Annotated in this window: 24 protein-coding genes and 1 tRNA gene; 14 read left to right on the top strand and 11 right to left on the bottom strand. The window is 67.3% G+C overall.

The window, feature by feature from the left end; genetic code table 11:
- Nucleotides 1-103 precede the first annotated feature (103 nt).
- Both AC6EKW_RS09455 and AC6EKW_RS09450 read left to right on the top strand, forming a co-directional pair.
- Entirely contained in the window at nt 104-784 is a 681-nt protein-coding gene (locus AC6EKW_RS09455; RefSeq protein ID WP_273887660.1) for a SagB/ThcOx family dehydrogenase, read from the top strand.
- Nucleotides 774-2,066, top strand: a complete 1,293-nt coding sequence (locus tag AC6EKW_RS09450; protein ID WP_273887789.1) for an MFS transporter — start codon at nt 774-776, stop codon at nt 2,064-2,066. Before AC6EKW_RS09455 ends, AC6EKW_RS09450 begins: the two co-directional genes overlap by 11 nt.
- A 125-nt stretch (nt 2,067-2,191) precedes the next feature.
- Here AC6EKW_RS09450 and AC6EKW_RS09445 read toward each other — a convergent pair whose 3' ends face one another.
- The 6 genes from AC6EKW_RS09445 to AC6EKW_RS09420 all read right to left on the bottom strand — a co-directional run bounded on the left by AC6EKW_RS09445 (nt 2,192) and on the right by AC6EKW_RS09420 (nt 6,866).
- Nucleotides 2,192-3,193 (bottom strand): aldo/keto reductase, encoded by a 1,002-nt coding sequence (locus AC6EKW_RS09445; RefSeq protein WP_498514264.1) that lies wholly within the window; start codon nt 3,191-3,193, stop codon nt 2,192-2,194.
- A gap of 58 nt (nt 3,194-3,251) precedes the next feature.
- Complete coding sequence (locus tag AC6EKW_RS09440; RefSeq protein WP_498514263.1) at nt 3,252-3,608, bottom strand: nitroreductase family deazaflavin-dependent oxidoreductase; 357 nt, start codon at nt 3,606-3,608, stop codon at nt 3,252-3,254.
- A gap of 55 nt (nt 3,609-3,663) precedes the next feature.
- On the bottom strand, nt 3,664-4,545 hold the full coding sequence (locus AC6EKW_RS09435; RefSeq protein ID WP_498514262.1) for an aldo/keto reductase: 882 nt from the start codon (nt 4,543-4,545) through the stop codon (nt 3,664-3,666).
- Nucleotides 4,546-4,584: 39 nt separating this feature from the next.
- Nucleotides 4,585-4,962: a DUF2255 family protein gene (locus AC6EKW_RS09430; RefSeq protein WP_498514261.1), complete on the bottom strand. Its 378-nt coding sequence runs from the start codon at nt 4,960-4,962 to the stop codon at nt 4,585-4,587.
- Nucleotides 4,959-5,732: an SDR family NAD(P)-dependent oxidoreductase gene (locus AC6EKW_RS09425; RefSeq protein ID WP_498514260.1), complete on the bottom strand. Its 774-nt coding sequence runs from the start codon at nt 5,730-5,732 to the stop codon at nt 4,959-4,961. Before AC6EKW_RS09425 ends, AC6EKW_RS09430 begins: the two co-directional genes overlap by 4 nt.
- Before the next feature lie 111 nt (nt 5,733-5,843).
- Nucleotides 5,844-6,866 carry a zinc-dependent alcohol dehydrogenase family protein gene (locus tag AC6EKW_RS09420; protein ID WP_273887656.1) on the bottom strand — a complete coding sequence of 341 codons (1,023 nt, stop codon included), beginning with the start codon at nt 6,864-6,866 and terminating at the stop codon, nt 5,844-5,846.
- A gap of 210 nt (nt 6,867-7,076) precedes the next feature.
- Here AC6EKW_RS09420 and AC6EKW_RS09415 point away from each other — a divergent pair, with 210 nt between their 5' ends.
- Nucleotides 7,077-8,006, top strand: coding sequence for an AraC family transcriptional regulator (locus tag AC6EKW_RS09415; protein ID WP_273887788.1), 930 nt, complete (start codon nt 7,077-7,079; stop codon nt 8,004-8,006).
- 12 nt (nt 8,007-8,018) lie between these two features.
- Here AC6EKW_RS09415 and AC6EKW_RS09410 read toward each other — a convergent pair whose 3' ends face one another.
- Complete coding sequence (locus AC6EKW_RS09410) at nt 8,019-8,666, bottom strand: trimeric intracellular cation channel family protein (RefSeq protein ID WP_273887655.1); 648 nt, start codon at nt 8,664-8,666, stop codon at nt 8,019-8,021.
- A 61-nt stretch (nt 8,667-8,727) separates the two neighbouring features.
- Here AC6EKW_RS09410 and AC6EKW_RS09405 point away from each other — a divergent pair, with 61 nt between their 5' ends.
- Together AC6EKW_RS09405 and AC6EKW_RS09400 are read left to right on the top strand one after the other, a co-directional pair.
- Entirely contained in the window at nt 8,728-9,531 is an 804-nt protein-coding gene (locus AC6EKW_RS09405) for a cyclase family protein (protein WP_273887654.1), read from the top strand.
- Between the two features lie 213 nt (nt 9,532-9,744).
- Nucleotides 9,745-10,179 carry an iron chaperone gene (locus AC6EKW_RS09400; RefSeq protein WP_273887653.1) on the top strand — a complete coding sequence of 145 codons (435 nt, stop codon included), beginning with the start codon at nt 9,745-9,747 and terminating at the stop codon, nt 10,177-10,179.
- Between the two features lie 42 nt (nt 10,180-10,221).
- Here the strand turns inward: AC6EKW_RS09400 and AC6EKW_RS09395 are convergent.
- Nucleotides 10,222-10,294: transfer RNA gene (locus tag AC6EKW_RS09395), tRNA-Lys, on the bottom strand.
- A 251-nt stretch (nt 10,295-10,545) separates the two neighbouring features.
- On the opposite strand from AC6EKW_RS09395, the gene AC6EKW_RS09390 reads away from it, so the two are divergent.
- Entirely contained in the window at nt 10,546-11,037 is a 492-nt protein-coding gene (locus tag AC6EKW_RS09390) for a GNAT family N-acetyltransferase (RefSeq protein WP_273887651.1), read from the top strand.
- 3 nt (nt 11,038-11,040) lie between these two features.
- Here the strand turns inward: AC6EKW_RS09390 and AC6EKW_RS09385 are convergent, their stop codons facing one another.
- Complete coding sequence (locus tag AC6EKW_RS09385) at nt 11,041-12,342, bottom strand: acyl-CoA thioesterase/bile acid-CoA:amino acid N-acyltransferase family protein (RefSeq protein WP_273887650.1); 1,302 nt, start codon at nt 12,340-12,342, stop codon at nt 11,041-11,043.
- Nucleotides 12,343-12,390: 48 nt separating this feature from the next.
- On the opposite strand from AC6EKW_RS09385, the gene AC6EKW_RS09380 reads away from it, so the two are divergent.
- The 8 genes from AC6EKW_RS09380 to AC6EKW_RS09345 all read left to right on the top strand — a co-directional run bounded on the left by AC6EKW_RS09380 (nt 12,391) and on the right by AC6EKW_RS09345 (nt 19,400).
- On the top strand, nt 12,391-13,314 hold the full coding sequence (locus AC6EKW_RS09380; RefSeq protein WP_273887649.1) for an ATP-binding protein: 924 nt from the start codon (nt 12,391-12,393) through the stop codon (nt 13,312-13,314).
- A gap of 87 nt (nt 13,315-13,401) precedes the next feature.
- A complete protein-coding gene (locus AC6EKW_RS09375) occupies nt 13,402-13,968 on the top strand; it encodes a winged helix-turn-helix transcriptional regulator (RefSeq protein ID WP_273887648.1) in 567 nt (188 codons plus the stop codon).
- A gap of 61 nt (nt 13,969-14,029) precedes the next feature.
- A complete protein-coding gene (locus tag AC6EKW_RS09370; protein ID WP_273842514.1) occupies nt 14,030-14,584 on the top strand; it encodes a hypothetical protein in 555 nt (184 codons plus the stop codon).
- Nucleotides 14,585-14,794: a hypothetical protein gene (locus tag AC6EKW_RS09365; protein WP_273887647.1), complete on the top strand. Its 210-nt coding sequence runs from the start codon at nt 14,585-14,587 to the stop codon at nt 14,792-14,794.
- A 30-nt stretch (nt 14,795-14,824) separates the two neighbouring features.
- The gene (locus AC6EKW_RS09360) at nt 14,825-15,103 is read left to right on the top strand and encodes a hypothetical protein (protein ID WP_273887646.1); all 279 of its coding nucleotides are present in this window, start codon (nt 14,825-14,827) and stop codon (nt 15,101-15,103) included.
- An 11-nt stretch (nt 15,104-15,114) separates the two neighbouring features.
- On the top strand, nt 15,115-15,957 hold the full coding sequence (locus AC6EKW_RS09355; protein WP_273887645.1) for a sigma-70 family RNA polymerase sigma factor: 843 nt from the start codon (nt 15,115-15,117) through the stop codon (nt 15,955-15,957).
- Between the two features lie 83 nt (nt 15,958-16,040).
- Complete coding sequence (gene thyX, locus AC6EKW_RS09350) at nt 16,041-16,958, top strand: FAD-dependent thymidylate synthase (RefSeq protein WP_273887787.1); 918 nt, start codon at nt 16,041-16,043, stop codon at nt 16,956-16,958.
- A 96-nt stretch (nt 16,959-17,054) separates the two neighbouring features.
- Nucleotides 17,055-19,400 carry a glycosyltransferase family 2 protein gene (locus AC6EKW_RS09345; protein WP_273887643.1) on the top strand — a complete coding sequence of 782 codons (2,346 nt, stop codon included), beginning with the start codon at nt 17,055-17,057 and terminating at the stop codon, nt 19,398-19,400.
- Nucleotides 19,401-19,409: 9 nt separating this feature from the next.
- Here AC6EKW_RS09345 and AC6EKW_RS09340 read toward each other — a convergent pair whose 3' ends face one another.
- Together AC6EKW_RS09340 and metG are read right to left on the bottom strand one after the other, a co-directional pair.
- Entirely contained in the window at nt 19,410-21,062 is a 1,653-nt protein-coding gene (locus AC6EKW_RS09340) for a glycosyltransferase family protein (RefSeq protein ID WP_273887641.1), read from the bottom strand.
- A gap of 56 nt (nt 21,063-21,118) precedes the next feature.
- On the bottom strand, nt 21,119-22,834 hold the full coding sequence (gene metG / locus AC6EKW_RS09335; RefSeq protein ID WP_273887640.1) for a methionine--tRNA ligase: 1,716 nt from the start codon (nt 22,832-22,834) through the stop codon (nt 21,119-21,121).
- Between the last annotated feature and the right edge of the window lie 8 nt (nt 22,835-22,842).

Below are 22,842 nucleotides of genomic sequence, written 5' to 3'. Positions count from 1 at the left end.
CATATTAGTGAAACTATTTTGAGTAATCAAGGGTCTTATATGTGGTGCTGTAAAAACCGGCCATTTAAGGAGCCGGCCGAACGCAAGGGAAGGAGGTGAAGGTATGACTCCCGAGCTTCTGGCGCGGGCCGTTGAGGAGAACGAACTTCGCGACGAGCTGGTCGACCAGCTTTCTCCGGCGAGTACCGTGCCCGAGAGTAGGATCGTCTACACCTGCGGGGCTGTCGGCTTCGCCAGGGCCGCAGGCGTCGGCAAAGTACTGATGAAGACGAGCCCATCCGGCGGGTCGAGACATCTTATAGAAGCGTACCCTTGCATCATGAACGTCGAGGGTATCGAACCCGGGATCTACCACTACTCCGTCAGGAGTCATGAGTTGGAGCTGGTCTCCCGGATCAACCCCCGGGATCGTATGTCAGAGATGTGTGGTGACCAGGCCTGGACCGCGAATGCCAGCGTGGTCCTGTTCTACACCGCGGTGATAGAGCGTCCCATGTGGAAGTATCCCACCCCCAGGCTCTACCGTTTCATAATGGCGGACCTGGGGCACCTGAGCCAGAGCTTCTACCTCCTGGCGACCTGGCTGAACCTGAATGCCTTCTTCGTGGGGGCCTTGAGGGAGCAGGTCGTCGAAGAAGAGCTTCGTATCGACTGGACCCGGGAGATAGTCCTGGGCGCTTCGGGTTTGGGCCTGGCAACGCCGGAAGGGCTGGCCAGGGAGCGCGCCGAACGCGCGTTCGAGCCGACTCTCCACATTGAGCAGCGGTTTGAGCATGCCGGTTGATCAGGGAGCGCACGCACCAAACCGCCCGGAGAGACCATCGAATACCGAACAGCCCAGGCGACGTGCTTCGATACTCGCGCTGCTCTCGGCCAACGCGGTCTCGGTGGTGGGCAACGCCATGTCGGCCGTGGTGATACCATGGTTCGTCCTCCAGACCAGGGACAGCGCCGCGAGGACAGGCCTCACCGGCGCTGTCGGCGCGCTCGGGGCAATCATTGCGGCTTTCTTTGGCGGTCCTATCATCGACCGTCTGGGTTTCAAACTCACGAGCGTTGCAGCCGACTTGATAAGTGCGGCAACGACGGTACTCATCCCGCTGCTCTTTGCGACCGGTTACCTCACCTTCTGGTTGCTCATCGTCCTCGTCTTCCTGGGTGCGGTGCTCGACGCGCCGGGCATGTCTGCTCGCCAGGCGATGATCCCGGAACTGGCCCGTGTCGCGAGGATGCCGATGGAGAGGGCAAACTCGGCCGACTCGGCGGTGCCGCGCCTGGCCCAGTTCTTGGGGCCTCCTCTCGCTGGCGTGCTGATCACTGCTTTCGGGGCAATTGGCGTTCTGTGGTTGAACGCTGCAACCTTCGTCTTCTCGGCCGTCCTCGTCGCGGTGGCCGTGCCATCGGTACGGTCGTTCGTGACTGATCATTACGCGGCAGGTGTGCGAGGTTACCTCGGCGGGTTGTTCGAGGGTTTGAGGTTCGTTTGGGCCAGTCCGCTGCTCCTGTCCCTCGTGTTCTTGATGACTGTGGGAAACTTCCTGGACGCACCGCTGCAGGCGGTCGTCCTTCCCGTGTACGCCAGGGAGGTATTCGGCAGTGCCGTTGCCCTCGGGGCCATATTGGGTGGCTTCGGTATGGGAGCGCTTACGGGGACACTCCTCTTTGGGGCTTTCGGTCACCGTCTACCGCGGCGTATGACCTTCCTAGTCTGTGGTGTTCTCGTGGGGCCTACTGCCTACTTGACGTTGGCGATGGCACCTTCGCTAACCGTGCTCGTCGGGGTGTTTGCGGTCTTGGGTGCCCTTGCCGGTCCGATCGACCCGATCTCGTTGACGGTCTTCCAGGAGCGTACTCCATCCGAGATTCGCGGGCGTGTGCTGGGGACTATAAATGCCCTTTTCTTCGCTGCCATCCCGCTTGGGATGGCACTCGGAGGCTTCGTGGTGGAGGGCGTCGGCCTCACGCCGACCCTGATCGGGATGGGCCTGGTCTACCTGGCGCTGAAATCTGGCATGTTCTTCAACCCAGCGCTGCGCGAGATGGACGCCGCAATAAAGCGCCGATAATCTTCTAAGAACGTCTTCAAGGGGGTATCGGTACCCTAGACGGGTAGATCGGATACTGCGAGATGGCCGAAGATGCTCTCTACCTCCTCGACGCGACTTTAGCAGTTCGTGCCCCGCGCTTCACGTCAGCGGTACGTCGTGCGCTCCAGCTCCTCGGGATAGCGGGCGCCCTGGATCTTGATCCTCGAGGCCGCCTCCTCGATCTCTCGCAGATCCTCGGGGGCGAGCTCTACCTCCGTCGCGCCGATGTTCTCTTCCAGGCGCTCAAGCCTCCGGGTGCCCGGGATCGGAACGATCCAGGGCTTCTGGGCGAGCAGCCAGGCCAGCGCGATCTGGGCGGGCGTTGCGTTCTTCCGCCGCGCGATCCCGCCGAGCAGGTCCACCAGCGCCCGGTTGGCCTTCCTCGCTTCCCGCGCGAAGCGGGGGATGGTGCTGCGGATGTCTCCCTCGGCGAACGAGGCGTTCTCGTCTATTCTGCCCGTCAGGAAGCCCTTGCCTAAGGGGCTATAGGGGACGAAGCCGATCCCGAGCTCCTCGCACGCGGGCAGAACCTCCTGCTCCGGCCTGCGCCACCACAGCGAGTACTCGCTCTGGATCGCGGCGACCGGCTGCACCGCGTGCGCCCGCCGGATCGTCCGCGCCGCCGCCTCGGAGAGGCCGAAGTGCCTGACCTTGCCCTCCCGGATCAGGTCCCCCACGGTGCCCGCGACCTCTTCGATCGGCACCTCCGGGTCGACCCGGTGCTGGTAGAGGAGGTCGATGTGGTCGGTCCCGAGGCGCTCGAGCGAGCCCTCGACCGCCCGCCGGATCTGCTCCGGGCGGCTGTCCATGCCGTTCGCCGGGCTGGGGCGTCCGTTCTCGTCGTAGCGGAAGCCGAACTTGGTGGCGATCACCACCTCGTCGCGCACCGGGGCGAGCGCCTCGCCGACCAGCTCCTCGTTGTCGAAGGGGCCGTAGACCTCGGCGGTGTCGAAGAAGGTGACGCCCAGCTCCACCGCCTCGCGGATCAGGGCGATCATCTGCCGCCGGTCGCCGGGGTTGGGGCCGTAGCTCTGGCTCATGCCCATGCAGCCGAGCCCGATCTCCGAGACCTCAAGGCCGCTCCTTCCGAGTCTGCGCTTCTGCATGATCTCCTCCTTGCTTTCGCCTTGTGATCGAGGGCGTCCGTTGCTCCTCGAATACGTTTCAGCTCTCCTCGTCCGGGAAGTCGATCGCCACCGGCAGCGATCGCCGCTTCCAGTCGTCGAGGGAATCCGTGGATGTTGCATACTTGGCGACCAGCAGCTCGCGGGCGAGGCGATCCTCCTCCGTGCCCGGCTGGACGACCCGGGCCACACCGACCCGGGTTTCGTCCCCCAGCTCGACCGTAACCCGTGGATGAGCCTGCAGGTTGCGCACCCAGTCGGACCGCTCGCCGCCTCCCGAGAGCAGGTACAGCCGTCCCTCATGGGCGGCGAACCAGATCTCGATGCGGTGCGGCCGCCCGGTGCGGCGCCCGGTCGTGGTCAGGTACAGATACGGCCGATCGCTCCATCGCGCCATCCAGTGGCTTTTGTCTGGCATACCGCCCCTCTGCGTCATCGACCGGGTTCGCCTCTCACGCCTCCGGGATCTCACGGCCGTACGTTTCGAGGGTGATGCTCTCTGGCTCCGGTCCGCCGCGCACGCCGGTGTCGAGGGCGTCGATCGCCGCCATCTCCTCCGGTGTCAGCTCGAAGTCGAAGACGTCGAAGTTCTCGGCGATGCGCTCGGGCCGGACCGACTTCGGGATCGCGGAGCGGCCTGCCTGCAGGTGCCAGCGCAGCATCACCTGCGCCGCCGTCTTGCCGTGCCGGCGCGCGATCTCGCCGATCGTCGGATCCTCTAGCGTACTTCTCTCGCTCTCCCGGTAGAACGTGATCCCGCCAATCGGCGACCACGCCTGCGTCACGATGCCCGGCCCGGCGTGCCGCCGCTGCAGCTCCTTCTGCTGGAAGTAGGGGTGCAGCTCGATCTGGTTGACAGCGGGCACAACCGACGCGACTTCGAGCAGGCGGTCGAGGTGCTCGGGCATGAAGTTGCTCACGCCGATGGCGCGCACCTTGCCGTCGGCGAGCAGCTCCTCGAGCGCGCGGTAGGCCTCGAGCGTGAGGTCGAAGCGGCTAGGCAGCGGCTGATGGAGGATGAGCAGGTCGATGACGTCGACCCCCAGCTTCCGGCTGCTCTTCTCGAAGGCGTGCAGCGTCGCGTCGTGGCCGTAGTCGCTGATCCAGACCTTCGTCTCGATAAACACCTCTTCGCGCGGCACACCGGAGTGGCGGATGCCCTCCCCGACCTCGCGCTCGTTCATGTAGGCCGCGGCGGTGTCGATCAGGCGGTATCCGGTGCGCAGAGCCGCCTCCACCGCCGCCGCGGTCTCCTCCGGCGGGGTCTGGAAGACACCGAGCCCGAGCGCGGGCATCTCGACGCCGCCTTTGAGCTTCAGCAATGGTCCGCTCATATCTGGTTCTCTCCCTTCCTGGTCTGGATGGTTTTGCATTCAAGGGCGCGGCACGAGCCTGAGCGTCGTGGCACGCGCCTCCCCGGCGATCATGGGCCGGACGTAGCCCGGGTAGCGGCCGTACTTCTCGCGGTAGGCGGCGTCGATGCGGTCGTTGACGGCGGGGTCCTTCTCTTCGACGAAGCCGACCTGTTTCTCGACGCAGCCGGCCCGGACGCGCCCTTCGCCCGTGGCGAGGGCGGTGCGGTACCAGCCTCCGCCGCGCCCGCGCCACGAGCGGACGTAGAGGTCGTCGCCGACGCGCACGACCCAGACCGGCACCGCCTTCCCCGGGCTCCCGCTGCGCCGGAGGGGGGATATCTCGATCTCTTCCTCCCCGCCGATCCCGTCAAGCTCGTCGTCTTTCCGTTCGCTCATCGCTCCTCCTCTGTCGACGGTCCGCCGGGTGTGAGGCGGATCCCGGTGAAGCGTGCCAGCTCTTCGAGCAGTTCGTCCTGGAAGCGTTCGTCGTTGACTGTCCTGGCCGGCTCCTGGCAGCGCATGTGGTACCAGTAGCCGCCGGAGGTGCGCGCCTCCGGGTCGTCGCTGGTGGCGAGCCATACCTGGGTCGTGTGCCCGAGGCGCAGGTCGTCCGGGGCGCCGGGGCCGCCCATCTTCGTCGGCACCCAGCCCGGGTCCACCGCGTTGCTGAGCACCTCCGGCCAGAGCCGGGCGACGGCCATCGCGAGCGCGGTGACGAAGAGCTTCGAGTCCGAGTAGGAGGCCGTCGCCCGGCTGCCGCTCCAGTCCATGCTACCCGGGTCGGCCCTGCCGCCGCGGTGCATGCCGCTGGAGATGTAGATCAGGCGCCGGGGACGCTGGATCCGGGCGGTGAGCAGATACGGGGCGACCACGTTGACCGGCAGCACCTGCGGCCCGCCGCCGACGGCGGCGTTGTGGATCACCGCGTCCATCCGCCCGAGGCGGTTCACCTGCTCCGCGACGCCGAGCGTCTCGCCGGGATCGGAGAGATCCCCGACCACGGCCTCCGCCCCCCGCTCCAGAAGCTCGCGCACCGCCTCCAGCCGCTTGCGGTTCCGGGCGTGCACGACGACCCCGTGCCCCTGCTCCAACAGCGCCCGCGCCGCCGCCCGCCCGAGCCCGTCCGCAGAGCCCGTGACGAAGATGCGCGATGGCTGCGGGCTCACACCCGCTCCTCCTTCCCGGAATCCTGAGAGGCCGCACGGTCCCTCTCCGGAAGACCGCGGGCGGGCGGAGGCCCGCTCACCGCGGTTCCGTTCCGCCCGGCCCGGGTCGCCCTACGGGCGCAGCAGCGCCTTGATCGCGCGTCGCTCGTCCATCGCGCGGTAGCCCTCGGCGGCCTCCTCCAGGGGAAGCTCCAGGTCGAAGACCTTCCCCGGCTCGATCCTGCGCCGCCAGATCAGGTCGATCAGCTCGGGAAGAAAGCGCCGCACCGGGGCAGGGCCTCCGTGCAGGTGCACGTGGGAGAGGAAGAGCTCCTCGCCCGGGATCTCCACCCCGTGCAGCACGCCGACGAAGCCCACGTGCCCGCCGGGACGGGTCGATCGGATCGCCTGCATCATCGCCTCCTGCGTCCCGACCGCCTCTACGACCGAGTGCGCTCCGAGCCCGCCGGTCAGCTCCTTTATGCGCTCGACGCCCGCATCACCGCGCTCCTCGACGATGTCGGTCGCGCCGAACTCGAGCGCGAGCTTCTGCCGGTCCTCGTGCCGGCTCATCGCGATGACCCTCTCGGCGCCCAGCTGCTTCGCGGAGAGCACCGCGAGCAGCCCGACCGCGCCGTCGCCGACGACCGCGACCGTCTTGCCCGGACCGGCCTCGGCCGCCACCGCGCCGAACCAGCCGGTGCCGAGCACGTCCGAGGCGGCGAGGAGGTGGGGGATCAGGTCGTCATCGGGTATGTCCGGCGTCGCCACCAATGTGCCATCAGCCAGTGGGATGCGGGCGTACTCGGCCTGGGTTCCGATGGCTCCGATGGGTGCGCGGTTGACGCAGGAGGACTGGTAGCCGCTCTGGCAGATCTCACAGGTGTTATCTGAAGCGAAGAACGAGCCGACGACGAACTGCCCCGGCTTTACGTTCCGTACCTCGCTCCCGACCTCCTCGACGACGCCGACGTACTCGTGGCCCATCGGCCTCGGCTCGGCCACCGGGTCGATGCCGCGGTAGGGCCAGAGGTCCGAGCCGCACACGCACGCCGCCGAGAGCCGGATGATGGCGTCGGTCGGCTCGACTATCTCCGGCTCCGGGCGCTCCTCGACGCGCACGTCCCGCGTTCCGTACAGAACCGTTCCTCGCATGGCCTGGCTACCTCCCGTATCGACTCCTGCCTTCGGCGGAGCGAGTCGTTGGATGAAATTCCGGGCTGTATCAGAGACCCGGCATGAGATCACTCCGCACGCCGGCTATTTTACAGGCGTTGGGGCGAGGGCCAGTATAATGATCCTCCAGAACTCTTGGACTATCCTGCAAACCTGCCGAATCGAACGGAGGGGCTGGCTGTGGATCCGATGCACAGGTGGGAGACGGAGAGGGGGCGCGACGTGCGCCGGGAGCTCGTGGAGCGCGTCGCGCGGGCCGTGCGCGAGGACGGGGCCGTCGATCTGCCCGGCGGGCTGCGGCTGCGGCGCGCCTCTGCGCCTACGGAGCCGGACCACGGCGTCTCGTTCCCCGCGCTGTGCGTCGTCGCGCAGGGGGCAAAGGAGGTCTGGCTCGGCGACGAGCTCTACCGCTACGACGCCAGCCACTACCTCGTCACCGCCGCCGCCCTCCCCATCGCCAGCCGGATCACGGAGGCCTCGGAGGAGCGGCCCTATCTGGGGGTGGTCTTGACCCTGGACCCCGCGCTCGTGGGTTCGGTGATGGTCGAGGCCGGGCACGCCGTCTCCGGGGAGCGCGCCGCCGTGCGGGCCTTCGACGTGAGCCCGCTGGACGGTGGGCTCCTGGACGCCGTCGTGAGGCTGCTGCGGCTCCTGGAGGAGCCGGAGGAAGAGGCGCGCTTTCTCAGGCCGCTCGTCGTCCGGGAGATCGTCTTCCGGCTCCTCCGCGGGGATCAGGGGGCGCGGCTGCGCCAGATCGCCATCCGCGGCGGGCAGGCCCACCGCATCGCGAGGGCCATGGAGAGGCTGCGCGAGGATCTCGCCCGGCCGCTCAGGGTCGAGGAGATCGCGCGGGAGCTCGGGATGAGCACATCGAGCTTCCACCACCACTTCAAGGCGGTCACGGCGATGAGCCCCCTGCAGTTCCAGAAGAGGCTGAGGCTGCAGGAGGCCCGGCGGCTCATGCTCGGTGAGGGGCTCGACGCCGCGGGCGCCGCCCGCCGGGTCGGCTACCGCGACCCCTCACACTTCAGCCGCGACTACAGGAGGCTCTTCGGCGAGCCACCCGCGCGCGACGTCGAGCGGCTGCGGGAGGCGGCCATGGAGCCCGCCGGGCTGTGATTATTCCGGCGCTCACTCCCCAGGTTTGCCGCGACCGTCCGGGGGAGTCGGGAGCCCGATGCCGAAGCGAAGGCTCGCCAGCCGGATGAGAAAGCAGGCCGCCGCTGCGAAGAGCGATGCGGCCGTCGGGTCGTACCCGAGCCTGGAGCCCGCCACCGTGATCGACGCCCCGATCAGGGCCGGCACCGCGTACAGCTCGCTGCGCAACACCGTCGGGATCTCGCGAACCAGGACGTCCCTGAGCATCCCTCCCCCGGTCGCGGTGACGACGCCGAGCAGAACCGCCTGAACGGCCCCCACGTTGAACTCGAGGGCTTTAGCCGCCCCGGTGACGCAGAAGAGCGAGAGCCCCGCGGCGTCGAAGACGGCGACCGGCCGGTAGAAGCGTTCTATCGTGCGGTGGAAGAAGAAGGTCGTGAGCCCGGCGAGGGCCGCTACCGCCAGGTAGCGCCAGTCGCTGAAGGTTGCGGGGGGCAGCGCGCCGAGGAGGATGTCGCGGGTTATACCCCCCGCGAGCCCCACGACGCCCGCGAGCACGACGACGCCGTAGAGGTCCAGGCGGGCGCGCACCCCGGCCAGCCCACCGCTGAGGCCGAAGGCGAAGGTGCCGGCGAGATCCAGGACGAGCAACAGGGACGAGCCGTGAGCGTCTGGCAGCATGCCGGTATCCTAACCCGGGAGCGGTGATTTCGCGGAACGGCGGGAAGAGAGGAGGGATCGAATGGAGCATGGGGAGGTCTTGCTCCCGGGCGGGCGCGTCCGCCTGATAGACCTGAGCAGACCGCTGGGGCCGACGCCTGGTGAGCCTGCGCCCCCGCGGCTGCGCCGCATCACCCACGAGGAGGGGGCGGAGCTCTGGCGGCAGATGTTCGGGATACCGGAGAGCGCCCTGCCTTCCGGGCTCGGCTTCGCCGGGGAGATCGTGGAGGCCTCCACCCACGCCGCGACGCACGTCGACGCGCCCTTCCACTACGCCCCCGTTTCGGAGGGCAGGCGCGCGAGGACCATAGACGAGGTGCCGCTGTCGTGGTTCGTCGGGCCCGCGGTCGTAATCGACGTCTCAGACCTTCCCGACGGGTGCCTGATCCCGGCGGAGGAGCTCGAGGAGCGGCTGGAAGGGATCGGACACACCCCCTCGCCCGGGGACGTCGTCCTCCTGCGCACGGGCGCCGGCGAGCACTGGGGAGAGGAGGAGTTCTTCTGGCGCGGGTGCGGTCTGGGGAGGGAGGCGGTGCTCTCCCTGGTGGGGAGGGGCGTGCGGCTCATCGGGACCGACGCCTGGAGCCTGGACAGACCCTACCCCATGATCGGTGCGGAGTGGAGGGAGAGACGTGATCCCTCGCTGCTGTGGCCGGCGCACTTCGCCGGGATGGAGCGCGAGTACTGCCAGATCGAGAAGCTCGCCAACCTGGAGAGGCTCCCGCCGGTGGGGGCGACGCTGGTGTGCTTTCCGGTCAGGGTCGAGCGGGGGAGCGGGGCTTGGGCGAGAGCCGTGGCGCTCGTCCCGTCCGAAGGGGACGGCTGAGACCGATCTCTCTGGGCGGCCCGTCTCCATGATTCGGTGGTGTGCCTGTCCAGGCTCTGGCGTATCATCCGTGCATGTCGGGTGGTTTGTGCGCGGGTGGGGATCAAGAGATCGCGGTCACGCGACGCGAAGAACCGCGACGGCGCGGGAGACCGGGTCACGAGTGTACTCTTCCACGCCGGCCGGTGTGGAAGAACCACTGAGGAGGAAGCGATGAGCGCGAAGAACCCCGGAGGATTCACGGCCGAGGAGCGGGCCGCGATGAGGGAGCGCGCCCGGGAGCGCAAGGCCGAAGAACGCGCCAGGAAGAGCCGGGAGGAGGGCGAACGCGCCGTGCTGGCCAGGATCTCCGAGATGTCCGAACCCGACAGGACCATGGCCGAACGTCTCCATGAGATCGTCACGCAGAACGCCCCGGAGCTCACGCCCAGAACCTGGTACGGGATGCCCGCCTACGCCAGGGACGGCAGGGTACTTTGCTTCTTCCAGAGCGCGCAGAAGTTCAAGACGCGGTACGCCACACTCGGTTTCAGCGATGCGGCGAAGCTCGACGATGGCGTGATGTGGCCGGTATCGTTCGCGCTGAAGGAGTTGTCCGCCGCCGAAGAGGCGAGGATCATCGGGCTCCTGAAAAAGGCCCTGGGGTGAAAAAACGGGACCCCCGGTTCATGCCGGGGGCTCTGCCTCCTGTGAGCCGCCCAGGACTCGAACCTGGAACCTAGAGATTAAGAGTCTCTTGCTCTGCCAATTGAGCTAGCGGCCCTCAGACGGGGAGCATTATATCACGGGGTGCTCTGCGGCGGGAAGGTTGTGCGGAGCGGACATAGAGTATATAATCAACGGTACATACAGCGGCTCACCAGGAGCACGCTAAGGGCCGGAAGAGGGTTATCCCTTTTGTGAAGACCGGCCCTTTTTCTGTGTGGGCTTTATACTAGTTGGCTGTAGGATCTCATCTCGGAGGGAAGGACTGCCATACACGCTGAAGAGCTGAAGGAGCTGGAAGGTAGCTCGGTGCTGCTGCGTCCCCCGCGTCCCTCGGACGTGGAGGTCGTCTACGAGTGGGATCGTGACCCCGAGCTCGCGGCCTGGAACGGGCGTCCGCCGCTCTCGATCTCGCTGGAGGCCGCGCGCAGGGACTATCTCGCCCGCTGGCGGGAGCCGGGGGTCAGGACCTTCATCATCGAGGCGGGCGGGGAGCCTGTGGGGATGGCCACCCTGTACGACTTCAGGAACGGCGGGTGCGACCTCGGCATCAAGATAGGCCCCAAAACCGAGCGCGGGAAGGGGTATGCGAGCGAGGCCGTCAGGCTCCTCGTGGAGTACGCGTTCAACGAGCTCGGGCTCAGGGTGGTGCGGGGATCCACGCTCGCGCACAACCACCGCATGCAGCGGGTCTTCGAGAAGTGCGGCTTCCGCGAGGTGGGGGATGGCGCCCTGATCAGCCGCTTCGACAACCGCCGCTACACCGAGCTCTTCTACGAGCGGCGTAGAGAGGGCACCTGAAATCTATCCTTCTCCGAGGCTCTCCTCGAGGAACCTTATGACCTTCGGCCAGGAATCCGCGCTGGCCCGGGCGTTCGCCTCCATGCTGCCCCCGTGCAGCAGCGGTCCCGTCCTGTTCGTAACCGCGGGCAGGTACGGAACGCCTATGGAGTGCCCCGCCCCCTCGTAGCACAGGTGCTCGTGACGGAAGGGATGTCCCCGGGACTCCATGCGGGCGATCGCCAGATCGGCCAGCCGGTTCGAGGGCACCAGCCTGTCGTCGGTGCCGGAGATGAGCAGGACCGGACCCGCTATCCTCTCCACCGGGATCGCGCCGTTCGAGACGGCCCTCTCGTCCTCGAGCGGCCTCTCCTGCACGAAGCGCGGGGCGAATCCTCTCTGCTTCAGCGCCCGCAGAAACAGCTCGGAGATCTCCCTGAGGCTGAAGTGTATCTCCACGAACGGCAGCGGCTCCCCGCCCAGCGTCCACGAGGAGCGGAGCGCCTGCCTCGGGTGCCACCTCAGGTAGATGCCGGGCCAGACCACGGAGCTCGGGACATAACCCACGACCGCGCGAATCCTCTCGCCGTAGGTCGCCCCGAGCAGCAGCGCGAGCTCCCCGCCCTTGGAGATCCCGAGCACCCCCGTCCGTCCCGGGGAGACGGCCGGGTGGCTCTCCAGCCAGGAGAGCGCCCGCTCGCAGTACTCGAGCGGGATCTCGACGAGCGCCCGGGGCAGCGTCCCGTTCCTGTAGTAGGCGAGCGCGAGGGCCGCGAAACCGTGCGAGGCCAGCAGCGCGGCCCTGTCCTCCCCGACCGTACCGCCCACCCCGCCCAGGATGAGAACCGCCGGCGCGGGCTCTTCCCGTACGGGATGGAAGAAGGTGCCGACGAGACCTTCCTCCGTGACCTCCTCGCGTACCACGCTGCCGTCTTCCGGGATGGCGAGCCTCCTCAAGGACGTGCTCGCCAGCGGCCACCCGTCTTCTTCTACGGTGAGGCGGACCGTGATCGGCGCGAGGGTATGCCAGACGAACCTTACCCCCTCGGGTCTGCGCGAGCCCTCCGGGAGCATCGACCAGAAGAGCCCCATCGGATCTGGTTCCCGATAGGTGCCCGAGAGCGGACGCGCCTCTCGCAGGTCCACCTCTCCCCGCCCGTCCGCCTCGAAGCAGGCCCACGAGCTCCATCCTCTCCCGCGCTCGTCTCTCGTCCGCGCGCGCAGCGTGACCCTGCCGCGGGGTTTCAGGCCGGTCACCCTGATGCTCACCGGCCTGTCCTTCATCGCCACCTGCGGGCTCGCTTCCAGTCGGCAACGGCGGAGCACGCGAGAGATTCTACTACCGGCGCTGCCCGCAGAAGCGATTACAATAACATGGCGGTGATCACGCAGATAAACCTCGACGTCCGCAGAAGGGGCGCGATGAGCGGGGTGCTCACCCTCGGGAGCCTCGACCCCGCCTTCTCAGCCGCCGCCAGGCTCGATGGCGGACCCACGGTGCTCGACCTGAGGAGCGTGGAGTTCGTCGAACCCGCCGGGCTGTGCGGGCTCGCCGTGCTCCTGGAGAAGCTGCTCGAGAGCTCGGAGGAGGTGGGGCTCGCGCTCTCGGGACGGGACGTCGCCGCCTACCTGGAGAGGATGAACTTCTTCAGGCTCTTCGGTGAGCGGGTGCGGGTCAACCTCGACCTCTCCCCACTCGAGGAGCGAAGGAGGCGGGATCCCGGAACCCTGCAGGAGCTGGTCAGCTTCCACACCGAGGAGGAGATCCCCGCCATCATCCAGAGGATCTCGGACATCCTCGAGAACCGGGGTTACCTGCTGCGCGAGCGGGTCGCGGTCTGCTCGGTCCTCTCCGAGGTCTGCTCGAACGCCACCGAACACAGCGCCTCCCCCTGCGGGGCCTTCGCCGCAGTGCAGGCCTACCAGCACATCGTAAGCGGCGCCCGCCGCAGGGGGGAGGAGGTCCTCATAGCCATCGCCGACGGCGGCGTCGGCATCCGCAGGACGCTCCTGCGCAACCCCGCCCTGGCGGAGCACGTCGTCACCGACAACGACGCCCTGCGCCACGCGCTCGAGATGGGCGTCTCGGGGACCGGAGAGGTCGGCCGCGGCGGCGGCCTCACCCTGGTCGCCCAGATCGCCACCCGCTCCGGCGGTTCCCTCTCGCTGCGCAGCGGCACCGGACGCGTGACCGTCTACGAGAGCCGCAGAAACTCCCGCAACGTCCCCGACTTTCCCGGTACCTTCGTCCGCGTCTCCCTCCCCCGCCTCGCCACCGGGGACGGGCGTAGAGGATGATCCACACCATTTCACCCTTGCTTTACGGCCACCCGGCGGGTACAATACTCTCAAATGATTTCACTGAGTACAGTGAGGACGGGATCAGTGGATGAGGGCCGGGCGCGGCGCGTCTTCGACGTGGCGGAGGCCGGGGGGCGGCTGATGGTCACCCGGCGCGCGGGCCGCGAGGTGCGCGAGGCGATCGAACGTGTGCTCGGCGAGATGCCCGACGGGCAGACGCTCTACGTGGACACCCGTGGGGTGGAGATGATGGACTACTCCTTCGCCGACGAGGCGATCGGGATCCTCATCTCGCGGGTCGCGGCGGGGGAGTACGGAGAGCGGCGGGTGGTGCTGATCGAGAGGGACCGTGACCTGCTGGAGAACGTCGAGGCCTCGCTCAGGCAGCGCTCTCTCGCTCTTCTCAGGGTGGAAGATCCCGGGGCGAATCCGGACCTCGTGGGCTCTCTCCCGGACCACCTCGTGGAGACCCTCAAAGCCATCTACGCCGGCGGGCCGATCACCAACGCCGCGCTCGCCGCCCGGCTCGGGATCAACCACACCGCCTGCAACAACCGCGCCGCCAGGCTCGCCCGGCTCGGCCTCATCCGCCGGCGCGTCGAGACCGCGGCCCCTGGAGGACGTCAGTACACCTACGAAGGGATAGCTTAGTGTCTCTATTTGACTTCAGTCTCACCAGATTCAGTGAGGATAATAGAGAGGAGGTGCGAAGGTGAGAGAGGAGCACATGATCGAGCGCGGGGGCCGCAGGTACGTGCTGTACGCCGGGCTTCTGGACGAGGCGCACTCGCGGGGTCTCAGGAGCATCGAGACGGAGTTGCTTCAGGCGCCGAGTGCGGAGAACGGCCATCTGGCGATCGTACGGGCGGTGGTGAGGACCGAGGACGGGCGCTTCAGCGGGATAGGCGATGCCAGCCCTGAGAACGTGAGCCGGGCGATCGCGCCGCATCTGATCCGGATGGCCGAGACCCGGGCGAAGGCGCGGGCTCTCCGGGATGCGATCAACGTCGGCGTCACGGCCTTCGAGGAGCTCAGCGAGGGGGAGGAGGCGGTGGAGCAGGCCCTGCAGCAGCGGGGGCAGCGTGACGAGGGGCGTGCGGAGCTTCCGGCGACCCGCAAGCAGCTCAACTATCTGGAGGCTCTCATCTCCGACGTGGTCGAGGACGGGGTTCCGAAGTTCGAGGAGATGGTCGGGAAGCGCGTCTCCGAGCTCACCCGCGAGGAGGCCTCCGAGTGGATAAGCCGCCTCTCCGGGAGGGCCGCGTAGATGGGGCGGGCGTGGGTCTCGGTGTGGGCGGAGGAGGGTGAGGTCCGCTACCAGGAGGACCTTCCCTCCTGCTGCCGGGAAGAGGCCGCCCGCACGCGTGAGGAAGGGTTCGAGTGCCCTGCGTGCGGGGCCCGGTGGGGGATTCCCATCCCCGCCGAGCCCGAAGGCTGTGGCTTCGTGGAGTTCGGAGAGCGCCGGGGGGCAGCCTGAGTTTCCTTTCGACGAGGAGGTATCAGAGTTATGAAGAGACCCAGAAGAAGGGCGTTGCGTCCGGACACCGTTCTCGCTCCGGTCGGGAGGCCGCGGGAGGAGATCTACATAAAGGATCTCCCGGCGTGCTGTCTGCGGTCTCTCAAAGAGAGCGTCGTCCTGAAGGAAGAGCGAAGAAAGCTCGCATTACGCTGTGGAACCTGCGGGCGCGAGTGGTGGGTGACCTCCAGCCTCGACGAGCGCGTACTGCAAAGCTTCGTCACCCACGCGGGGGCGCGCGTCGACGGCGGGCGTCATCCGGCGGCCTGAAGGGAGGAGAGGTGGAATCCTACGACACGCTCACGCAGTATCTGGCCAGCATCCAGGACCACGAGCTCCTCGACGCCCGACAGGAGCGCGAGCTCGCCCGCCGGGCACGCTCCGGCGACCCGGCGGCGAGGCGCAGGCTCGTAGAGTCCAACCTCCGGCTCGTCATCTCCATCGCCAAGAAGTATCGCGGGAGGGGGGTCCCCTTCGAGGACCTCATCCAGGAGGGAAACTCCGGCCTCATAAAGGCGGTGGAGCGTTTCGACCCCGAGATGGGAAACCGCTTCTCCACCTACGCGACGTGGTGGATCCGGCAGGCCATAACCCGCTCCATCGCCGACCACGGCCGCACCGTGCGGTTGCCGGCGCACGTGGTCGATTCCCTCTTCCGGCTGCGCCGCGTCGAAGCGGCCCTGAGCGTCGAGCTCGGGCGTGAGCCGACGGACGAGGAGCTCTCCGAACGTCTCGGGGTGGAACCGGCCGAGGCCCGCAGGCTGCGGGAGGTCGGCCAGCCCATAAGCAGCGTCAACGTCAGGATGTCCGAAGACGGGGCGGAGATGGGCGAGCTGCTGCCCGACGAGAGCAGCCACACCGACTACGATCGGGTCGAGGCCGCCGGGTGGGAGGAGGCTCTGGCCGAGGCCATAGAGTCTCTTCCGGAGCGGGAGGCACGCATCCTCCGGATGCGCCACGGGCTGGGTGGGGAAGGCAGACCCCTCACGCTGCGCGAGATCTCCGAGCGGCTCGGCATCTCCCAGGAGCGAGCCCGGCAGGTCGAGATAAAGGCCCTGCGAACCATCAGGACCGGCCGGCACGCCGGGTTGCTGCGTCAGGCGCTGCTCTCCGAAGCTGTCTGAGGACGAGCACTTGTGCCGGCGTGCTCCTGTGGGTACCCTTTCCTCTCGGTCGTACGAGCGGAGAAGGGGGCCTGGTGTTGGAGGTGAAAGAACACGCGGCGGAGATATTCAGGGAGCTCGGCGGAGAGATCCTCTCCGGATATCCCGCCATCCACTCCCCGGTATTCAGGACCGCCTCCGGGACACCCTACCTGCGCGCGCCGGGCGTCGTGATGGTCGCCAGGCCCCAAACGAACCTGGAGGGGCTTGCGGGGTTCCTGGAGGGGTTCGATGCCGGGTTGGGTTTCACGCAGTACGTCCGCGATCCCACGCGACTCCCCGACTCCTCCCAGCTCTGCAAGAGCGCCGGACAGATCTGCTACATGTCCTTCGGGCCCCGGCGCACGAAGAACGAGAACGCCGTCGGCTACTTCGAGCGGCTCGTCTCCTCCGGGCACGGCTCCGTTCTTGAGCACGCCAGCTTCAGCTTCCTCCTCTACGGTATCAGCCGCAGCACGACACACGAGCTAGTCAGGCACAGGGCCGGCGTCGGCTTCTCGCAGGTGAGCCAGCGTTACGTCTCAGGTAACGTCCTGCGCTTCGTCGAGAGGCCCGAATACCGCCAGGACGACGAGCTGCACCGCCTCTTCGAGGAGAGGATAGACCGGGCGCGGCGGGAGTACGAGGAGCTGGCGGGGAGGCTGATCGGGTTGCAGAGCAAAGGCGACGCCGCGCTCTCCGCGGACTACAGGACCGACGCCCGCAAGAAAGTGCAGCAGACCGCCCGCTCGCTTCTGCCGAACGAGACCGAGGCGCCGATGATCTTCACCGGCAACGTTCGTGCGCTGCGCCACATCATCGAGATGCGCGCCGACGCTCACGCCGAGAGCGAGATCCGGGCCCTCGCCGTCAGGCTCTTCCTGTGCCTCGTGATCTCCGACCCGATCCTCTTCGGCGACTACGAGATCTCGGAGCTCCCCGACGGGAGCCACACCGTCTCCACGCCCTACAGAAAAGCCTGATGGAGAGCTCCAGCGGTGATGCAGCGGTTCCGACCGGTTCGGAGGTCGCCTAAAGTTTTGGAGAGTGCTTCCGAATAATCGGGACAGAGGCCGAAGATGGGTGGAGCGTCTGATCCCATGAACGCCAGAACCACGGAGCTGCTGGAAGATCTCATCGAACGAGGGGTGGTCCCGGACCCCGAGCGGGCGAGGCGGCGACTCAAGCTCGGCTACCCTTTCTGGCTGGTGCTCGAGGATCTCGGTCCCGAGCAGGTCGTCTCCGTGCTCTCGGAGGCGACCGGTATCCCACCGCTCGAGTTCCCCCTGCGGGCCGAGCATCTGGACATCGGTGCCATCCGCGCCCGCGAACCGGAGGTCTTCAAAGCCCGTCGCTGGGCTCCACTGGTCGGTGGAGAAGTAGCCATCGCGGACCCCTTCGGGCCTTTGCCAGACGGCGACCTCGCCGGACGCCCGGTGCGGATCGCGCCGGCCCGGGAGATAGACGCCGCTCTCGGAACCGCTTTCCCCGTCCACGAAGAAGAGAAGATGCGGTTCCGGAGGCTGGGGAGGCTGCTGCTGGACGAAGGTGTGATCACGGAGGAGGACCTGCTCCTCGCCCTGGACGAACAGGCGCGCAGCGGTGGACGGCTCGGGGAGATCCTTCTGGCCCACGACGCCGTGGATGCGCCCACGCTCTCGAGCGTCCTCGCCCGGAGGCTGGGGCTCTCGGCGGCCGGCCCTTCGGAGACCCCACAGCCGCTGCTCCCGGCGGATCTGGCCCGACGGTGGCAGGCTGTCGCCCTCGAGAACCCCGGCGGGGAAGCCGTCCCCGTCGTCTTCGCCGACCCCTCTCCGGAGGCGGTCGAGGCGATCCAGGAGTACCTTGGTCGATCGGTCGAGCCCCGGATAGCCGACGCCGAGACCGTAGCCGCGCTCTCCAGCTCCCTGTACGCGGAGGACGACGTCGAAGCCGTCGTCACCGGGTTGCTCGAGGAGGTCCCGCACTTCTCGGCTTTCGGGAACCGGCTTTCGGCCTTCCAGATCGTCGTGGGGATCGCGTTGCTCGTGCTCGCCGCCGGCGCCATCTTCGTCGCTCCCGTGATGACCGCCGTCGTGCTCGTGGCGGTGGGCACCCTCCTTTACGTTGCTTACGGGACCTACCGGATGTATACCGCCTGGCAGGGCTGGCGCGCGGGGTCGGCCATACGCCCCTCGCGAGAGGAGCTGCAGAGCCTCGACGAGCGCGAGTTGCCCGTCTATACGCTGCTTCTCCCCGTCTACAAGGAGAAGCCCTCCACGATGAGGGCCCTCTTCGATGCACTCTCCAGACTGGACTACCCGAAGCACAAACTCGACGGCATCCTCCTCGTCGAAGAGGACGACGATCAGACGCTCGCGGCCGTCGAAGAAGTCGGCAAACCAGGCTGGCTCAGGTCTCTCCCGGTCCCGGAAGCTCCGGGGGGATCACCTGCCAAGAAGGTCGGCAGGCCTGGGTGGCTCAGGGTGCTCAAGGTACCTCCCGGGGAGCCCCGCACCAAGCCCAAGGCCATGCTCTACGGGTTGCTCTACGCGCGGGGAGAGCTCATCACGATCTACGACGCCGAGGATCAGCCCGATCCCCACCAGCTCAAGGGCGCGGTCTGGGGGTTCCGGCACTCCGGCGAGGAGGTCGCCTGCATCCAGGCCAAGCTCAACTACTACAACCCTCGCCAGAACCTGCTCACGCGCTGGTTCTCCCTCGAGTACTCGGCCTGGTTCGACATGTTCCTGCCCGGATTGCACCGTCTGGGGGCCCCGATCCCGCTCGGTGGGACCTCCAACCACTTCCGCGCCGAGGTGCTCAAACAGTCGATGAGCTGGGACCCGTACAACGTCACCGAGGATGCCGATCTGGGTTTGAGGCTCGCGCGCATGGGCAGGACCACTAGGATGCTAGACTCTACCACCTACGAGGAGGCGAACAGCCGGCTCAAGAACTGGATCCGGCAGCGTTCGCGGTGGATCAAAGGCTACATGCAGACCTTCCTCGTCCACACCCGCCATCCGCTGCGGTTGTGGCGGGAGATCGGGCTGAAGAACACCCTGCACTTCCTGGCCACCGTCGGAGGGCTCATCTACACCGTCATAGTCTCACCGGTTTTCTGGTTGCTCCTGGTCCTCTGGCTGCTCTTGCGCCCCGGCTGGATCCCGATGCTCTTCCCCGGGCCGGTCTACTACCTGGCGCTCGCGAGCCTCTTCGTCGGTAACTTCTTCTTCGTCTTCCTCGGGCTCATCGGTGCCGTTGGACGAGGCAACGACGATCTCGCGCCGTACACGCTCTTGATCCCGCTGTACTGGCTGCTGATGAGCGTCGCGGGGTACATGGCGCTCTACGAGCTGATCGTTCGCCCCTCCTACTGGCAGAAGACCGAGCACGGACTGCACTTCGAAGAGCAATCGGGGGCCTCGCAGGGGAGCCAGTAGGGTCCTGACCTACCGCGCGAGCCGGTAGAGACGCCACCCCTGCATTGTTCTGGGGAACTTCGCGGCCAGCCTGAACCCCGGCTCCTTCCCTTCCCACAGCCTGGGATAGGTCGTGTTTATCAGGTCGTTCGGGTATTTCTTCGGGTCGGGCACGAGCAGGTACGAGACGTGGTACTTCTGCGGAGCTCGCACCGCCTGCAGGAACCTCCTGTCGGGGGTGAGCATGAGAAGGTTCGACAGGTACCTGGGGGGCATCTGTGCCGCGATGGGCCAGCCCTGCGTCGCGTCCGCGGCTACGACGTGGCCCTCGGGCATCACCTTCTCCTCGAGGTAGCGTACGACCGGAGCGGCGTCCGCGAGGTAGTTCGTGAACCCCGTCTCCGAGGCGTCCTGACCGCTCACCAGGGCGCGCACCTCGTAGTGCTCGTCCTGGCCCAGCGACGGGTTGGCCATGGCCCAGAGGACCACCGGGAAAGCGAACGCCCACCCTCCGAGCACGAAGACCGTCGCCAGGCGCTTCCTGCGGCTCTTCGCCACCTCGTAGAGACCCCAGCCGGCGGCGGCGAAGAGGGGGTACATGAAGTAGCGCAGCCAGCCGAAGGAGCTGCCGGCGTAGAGCTGGGGCACCATCAGGCCCAGCGGCACGCCGAGGTTGAGCAGGACCAGCGAGATCGTGTTCACTTCCCGGGCTCTTCCATCGAGTATGCGAGCCGCCAGCAGGAAGGCCGTTGGGATGAGAAAAGGAGCCGTGCGCTCCCCGACGTAACGTAGGGTGGCCCCGAGATCTCCCGTGGCCCCGGCGGCGAGCCTCGCGCCTTCGTATGAGGCGACCACTCCCTGGTTGGAGTACTGGCTGTGGGCGAAGTAGAGCGGATCGCCCATGATTACCCAGTTGGCCCCGATCCACAGGATGCCGACGTAGACGCTCGGAACCAGGAAGAGTATCCCGAGACCCTCTATCGCTCTCCACGCTCCCTGCGGGGCGGACCTCTTCGACTCCGAACCGAAGAGCACCCCCAGGACGAGTGCTGCGAAGAGCGATCCTCCGTACGGCACCGCCTGGTAGATCGAGGCGAACCCGAAGGCGAGCGCGAGCGAGGCCATCGCCACGTAGCTGCGCCGGCCGGTGTACCAGAAGAGGGTGATGCCCGCCGTCGCCCCGATCAGGAACGGCGCCGCCACCCCCTCGCTCATCCCGTTGGTGTAGAAGAGAAAGAGCATCGGGTTCGTGCACACCAGAAGTGCGAAAGCCCACCCGACCACCGGGGAGACTCCGAACCTCCTGGAGACCTTCAGGAGCAGAACCGCCGTCACCCCTCCCGCGAGTGCCGTGATGAACGTCGAGGCGAAGCCGCTCGAGACCACCTGCGGCCACAGGACGTAGGTGGATGTTAAGGCGATCTCCAGCAGGGTCGGAAGGGGCATCCAGACGAAGCCTATCGCGGCGAGGTGCGGGTCGGTGCTGTAAAGCGCCACGAGCGCGCTCGTGGCGCGATCGAGCGCGTCTCCCCACAGGAAACCCCGGCCATCCATCCACATCCCGAATGCGAACTGGGCTCCGAAGACGAGGAGGAAGAGCGTCCAGGTCTCGATCCAGGGGCCTCCTCCGGCCGCTCTTCCCTCCCCGGCGGGCCGACTCTCTGCCAGCGCGGTCCCTCGCATACCTGTTTGATCGGCGGAAAATGGAGAAGGCTTTAGTCAGGCGCCGAAAGCCCGGCTCAGGCTCCGAGCGCCTCGAGCAGCCGGGCCTCCGCCTCGGCGACCTCTTCGTCCTCGATCCGCCGGAAGAGGGGCTCGGCCCCCGAGGAGCGATATCTCTCCGGGAGCTCGAGGTCGAGTGCGCGCTCCACAGGCCCCGTGAAGAACCCCTCCAGGCGTTCTATCGCATCCGGCACGTACGGGGCGGCGTGGTAGGCGATGGACCCCAGCAGCACGCAGCAGGCGTACAGCGTGGTCCGTGCGCGTTCCGGGTCCTCCTTGCGGGTGCGCCAGGGAGCCTCGGCGTCGAAGAAGCGGTTCGCTCGCCGGCCGAGCGCCAGCAGCTCGGCGAAGGCTTCCCGGGGGCGGCGGGCGAGCATCCTCTCCTCGTAGCGGGCCTCGATCCGCCGGAAGTCCTCCAGCGCCTCGAGCGCCTCGGGCGGCATCTTCGGCGGCCGCTTCAGCTCCCCGCCGAAGTAGCGCTCGGTGAACGAGAGCGTGCGGTTTACGTAGTTGCCCAAAGTTCCGATGAGGTCCGAGTTGACCCGCTCCTGGAAGTCGTGCCAGGAGAAGTTCACGTCCCCGGTCTCCGGGAGGGTGGAGGCCAGGTAGAAGCGCAGCGGATCTGCGGGGAAGCGGTCGAGCGCCTCGTGCAGCCAGACGGCGAGGTTGCGGCTCGTCGACATCTGAACCGCCCGCCGCTCGCCGTCGACGACGACCTCGAGGTTCATGAACTCGTTCGCCGGGACGTCGTAGGGGAGGACCCACTCCTCCGGGCCGCCCTCCGAGGCGCCCATCAGCATCGCGGGCCACATCGTCGTGTGGAAGACCGTGTTGTCCTTGCCGATGAAGTGGATGAGCTTCGTGTCCGGCTCCTGCCAGTACTCGCGCCAGCGGTCGGGCTCGCCCACCCGCTCGGCCCACTCCTGGGTGGAGGAGACGTAGCCTATCGGGGCGTCGAACCAGACGTAGAAGCGCTTGTCCTCGAAACCCGGCTCCGGAACCGGCACACCCCACGAGATGTCCCGCGTGATCGGCCGGCGCTCGAGGCCGCCCTCGATCATGCTGAGGATGAAGTTCTTCACCGACTCGCGCCAGTGCTCCTGGCTTTCGACCCACTCCCTGAGCCTCTGCGAGAACTTCGGCAGCTCGAAGTAGAGGTGGGTCGTCTCCCGGACCTCGACCGGGCCGCCGGTGATCTTGGAGTGCGGCTCTATGAGCTCGTACGCCTCGTACCAGCTGCCGCAGTTGTCGCACTGGTCGCCTCTGGCCTCCCGGTAGCCGCAGACCGGACAGGTCCCCTCGACGTAGCGGTCCGGCAGGAAGCGTCCCTCGGTCGGGCTGTACATCTGCCTGGATGCCGCCTGGGAGATGTAGCCGCCGCTCTTGAGCTTCCGGTAGAAGTCCTGGGTGTTCTTCGCGTGCAGCGGGGTCGAGGTGCGGGAGAAGTTGTCGAAGCTGATCCTGAAGCGGGAGAAGGTCTCTTTCATGTGCGCGTACCAGTAGTCGACGACCTGCCTCGGGCTCTTGCCCTCGCGCTCGGCGGTGAGCGTGATCGGGACGCCGTGCTCGTCGGTGCCGCAGATGTAGAGTACGTCTTCACCGCGCATCCTCAGGTATCGCACGAAGATGTCCGCCGGGAGGTACGCCCCGACGATCTGACCGACGTGCAGCGCCCCGTTGGCGTAGGGGAGCGCCGAGGTTACCAGGTACCTGCCTTCTCTCGCTCTCTCCATGGCGCTAA

This window comes from Rubrobacter sp. M3-4 (genome assembly GCF_059772285.1).
Note: the sequence above shows the minus strand (reverse complement) of the source record. Positions and strands in the feature narration are given on the sequence as shown.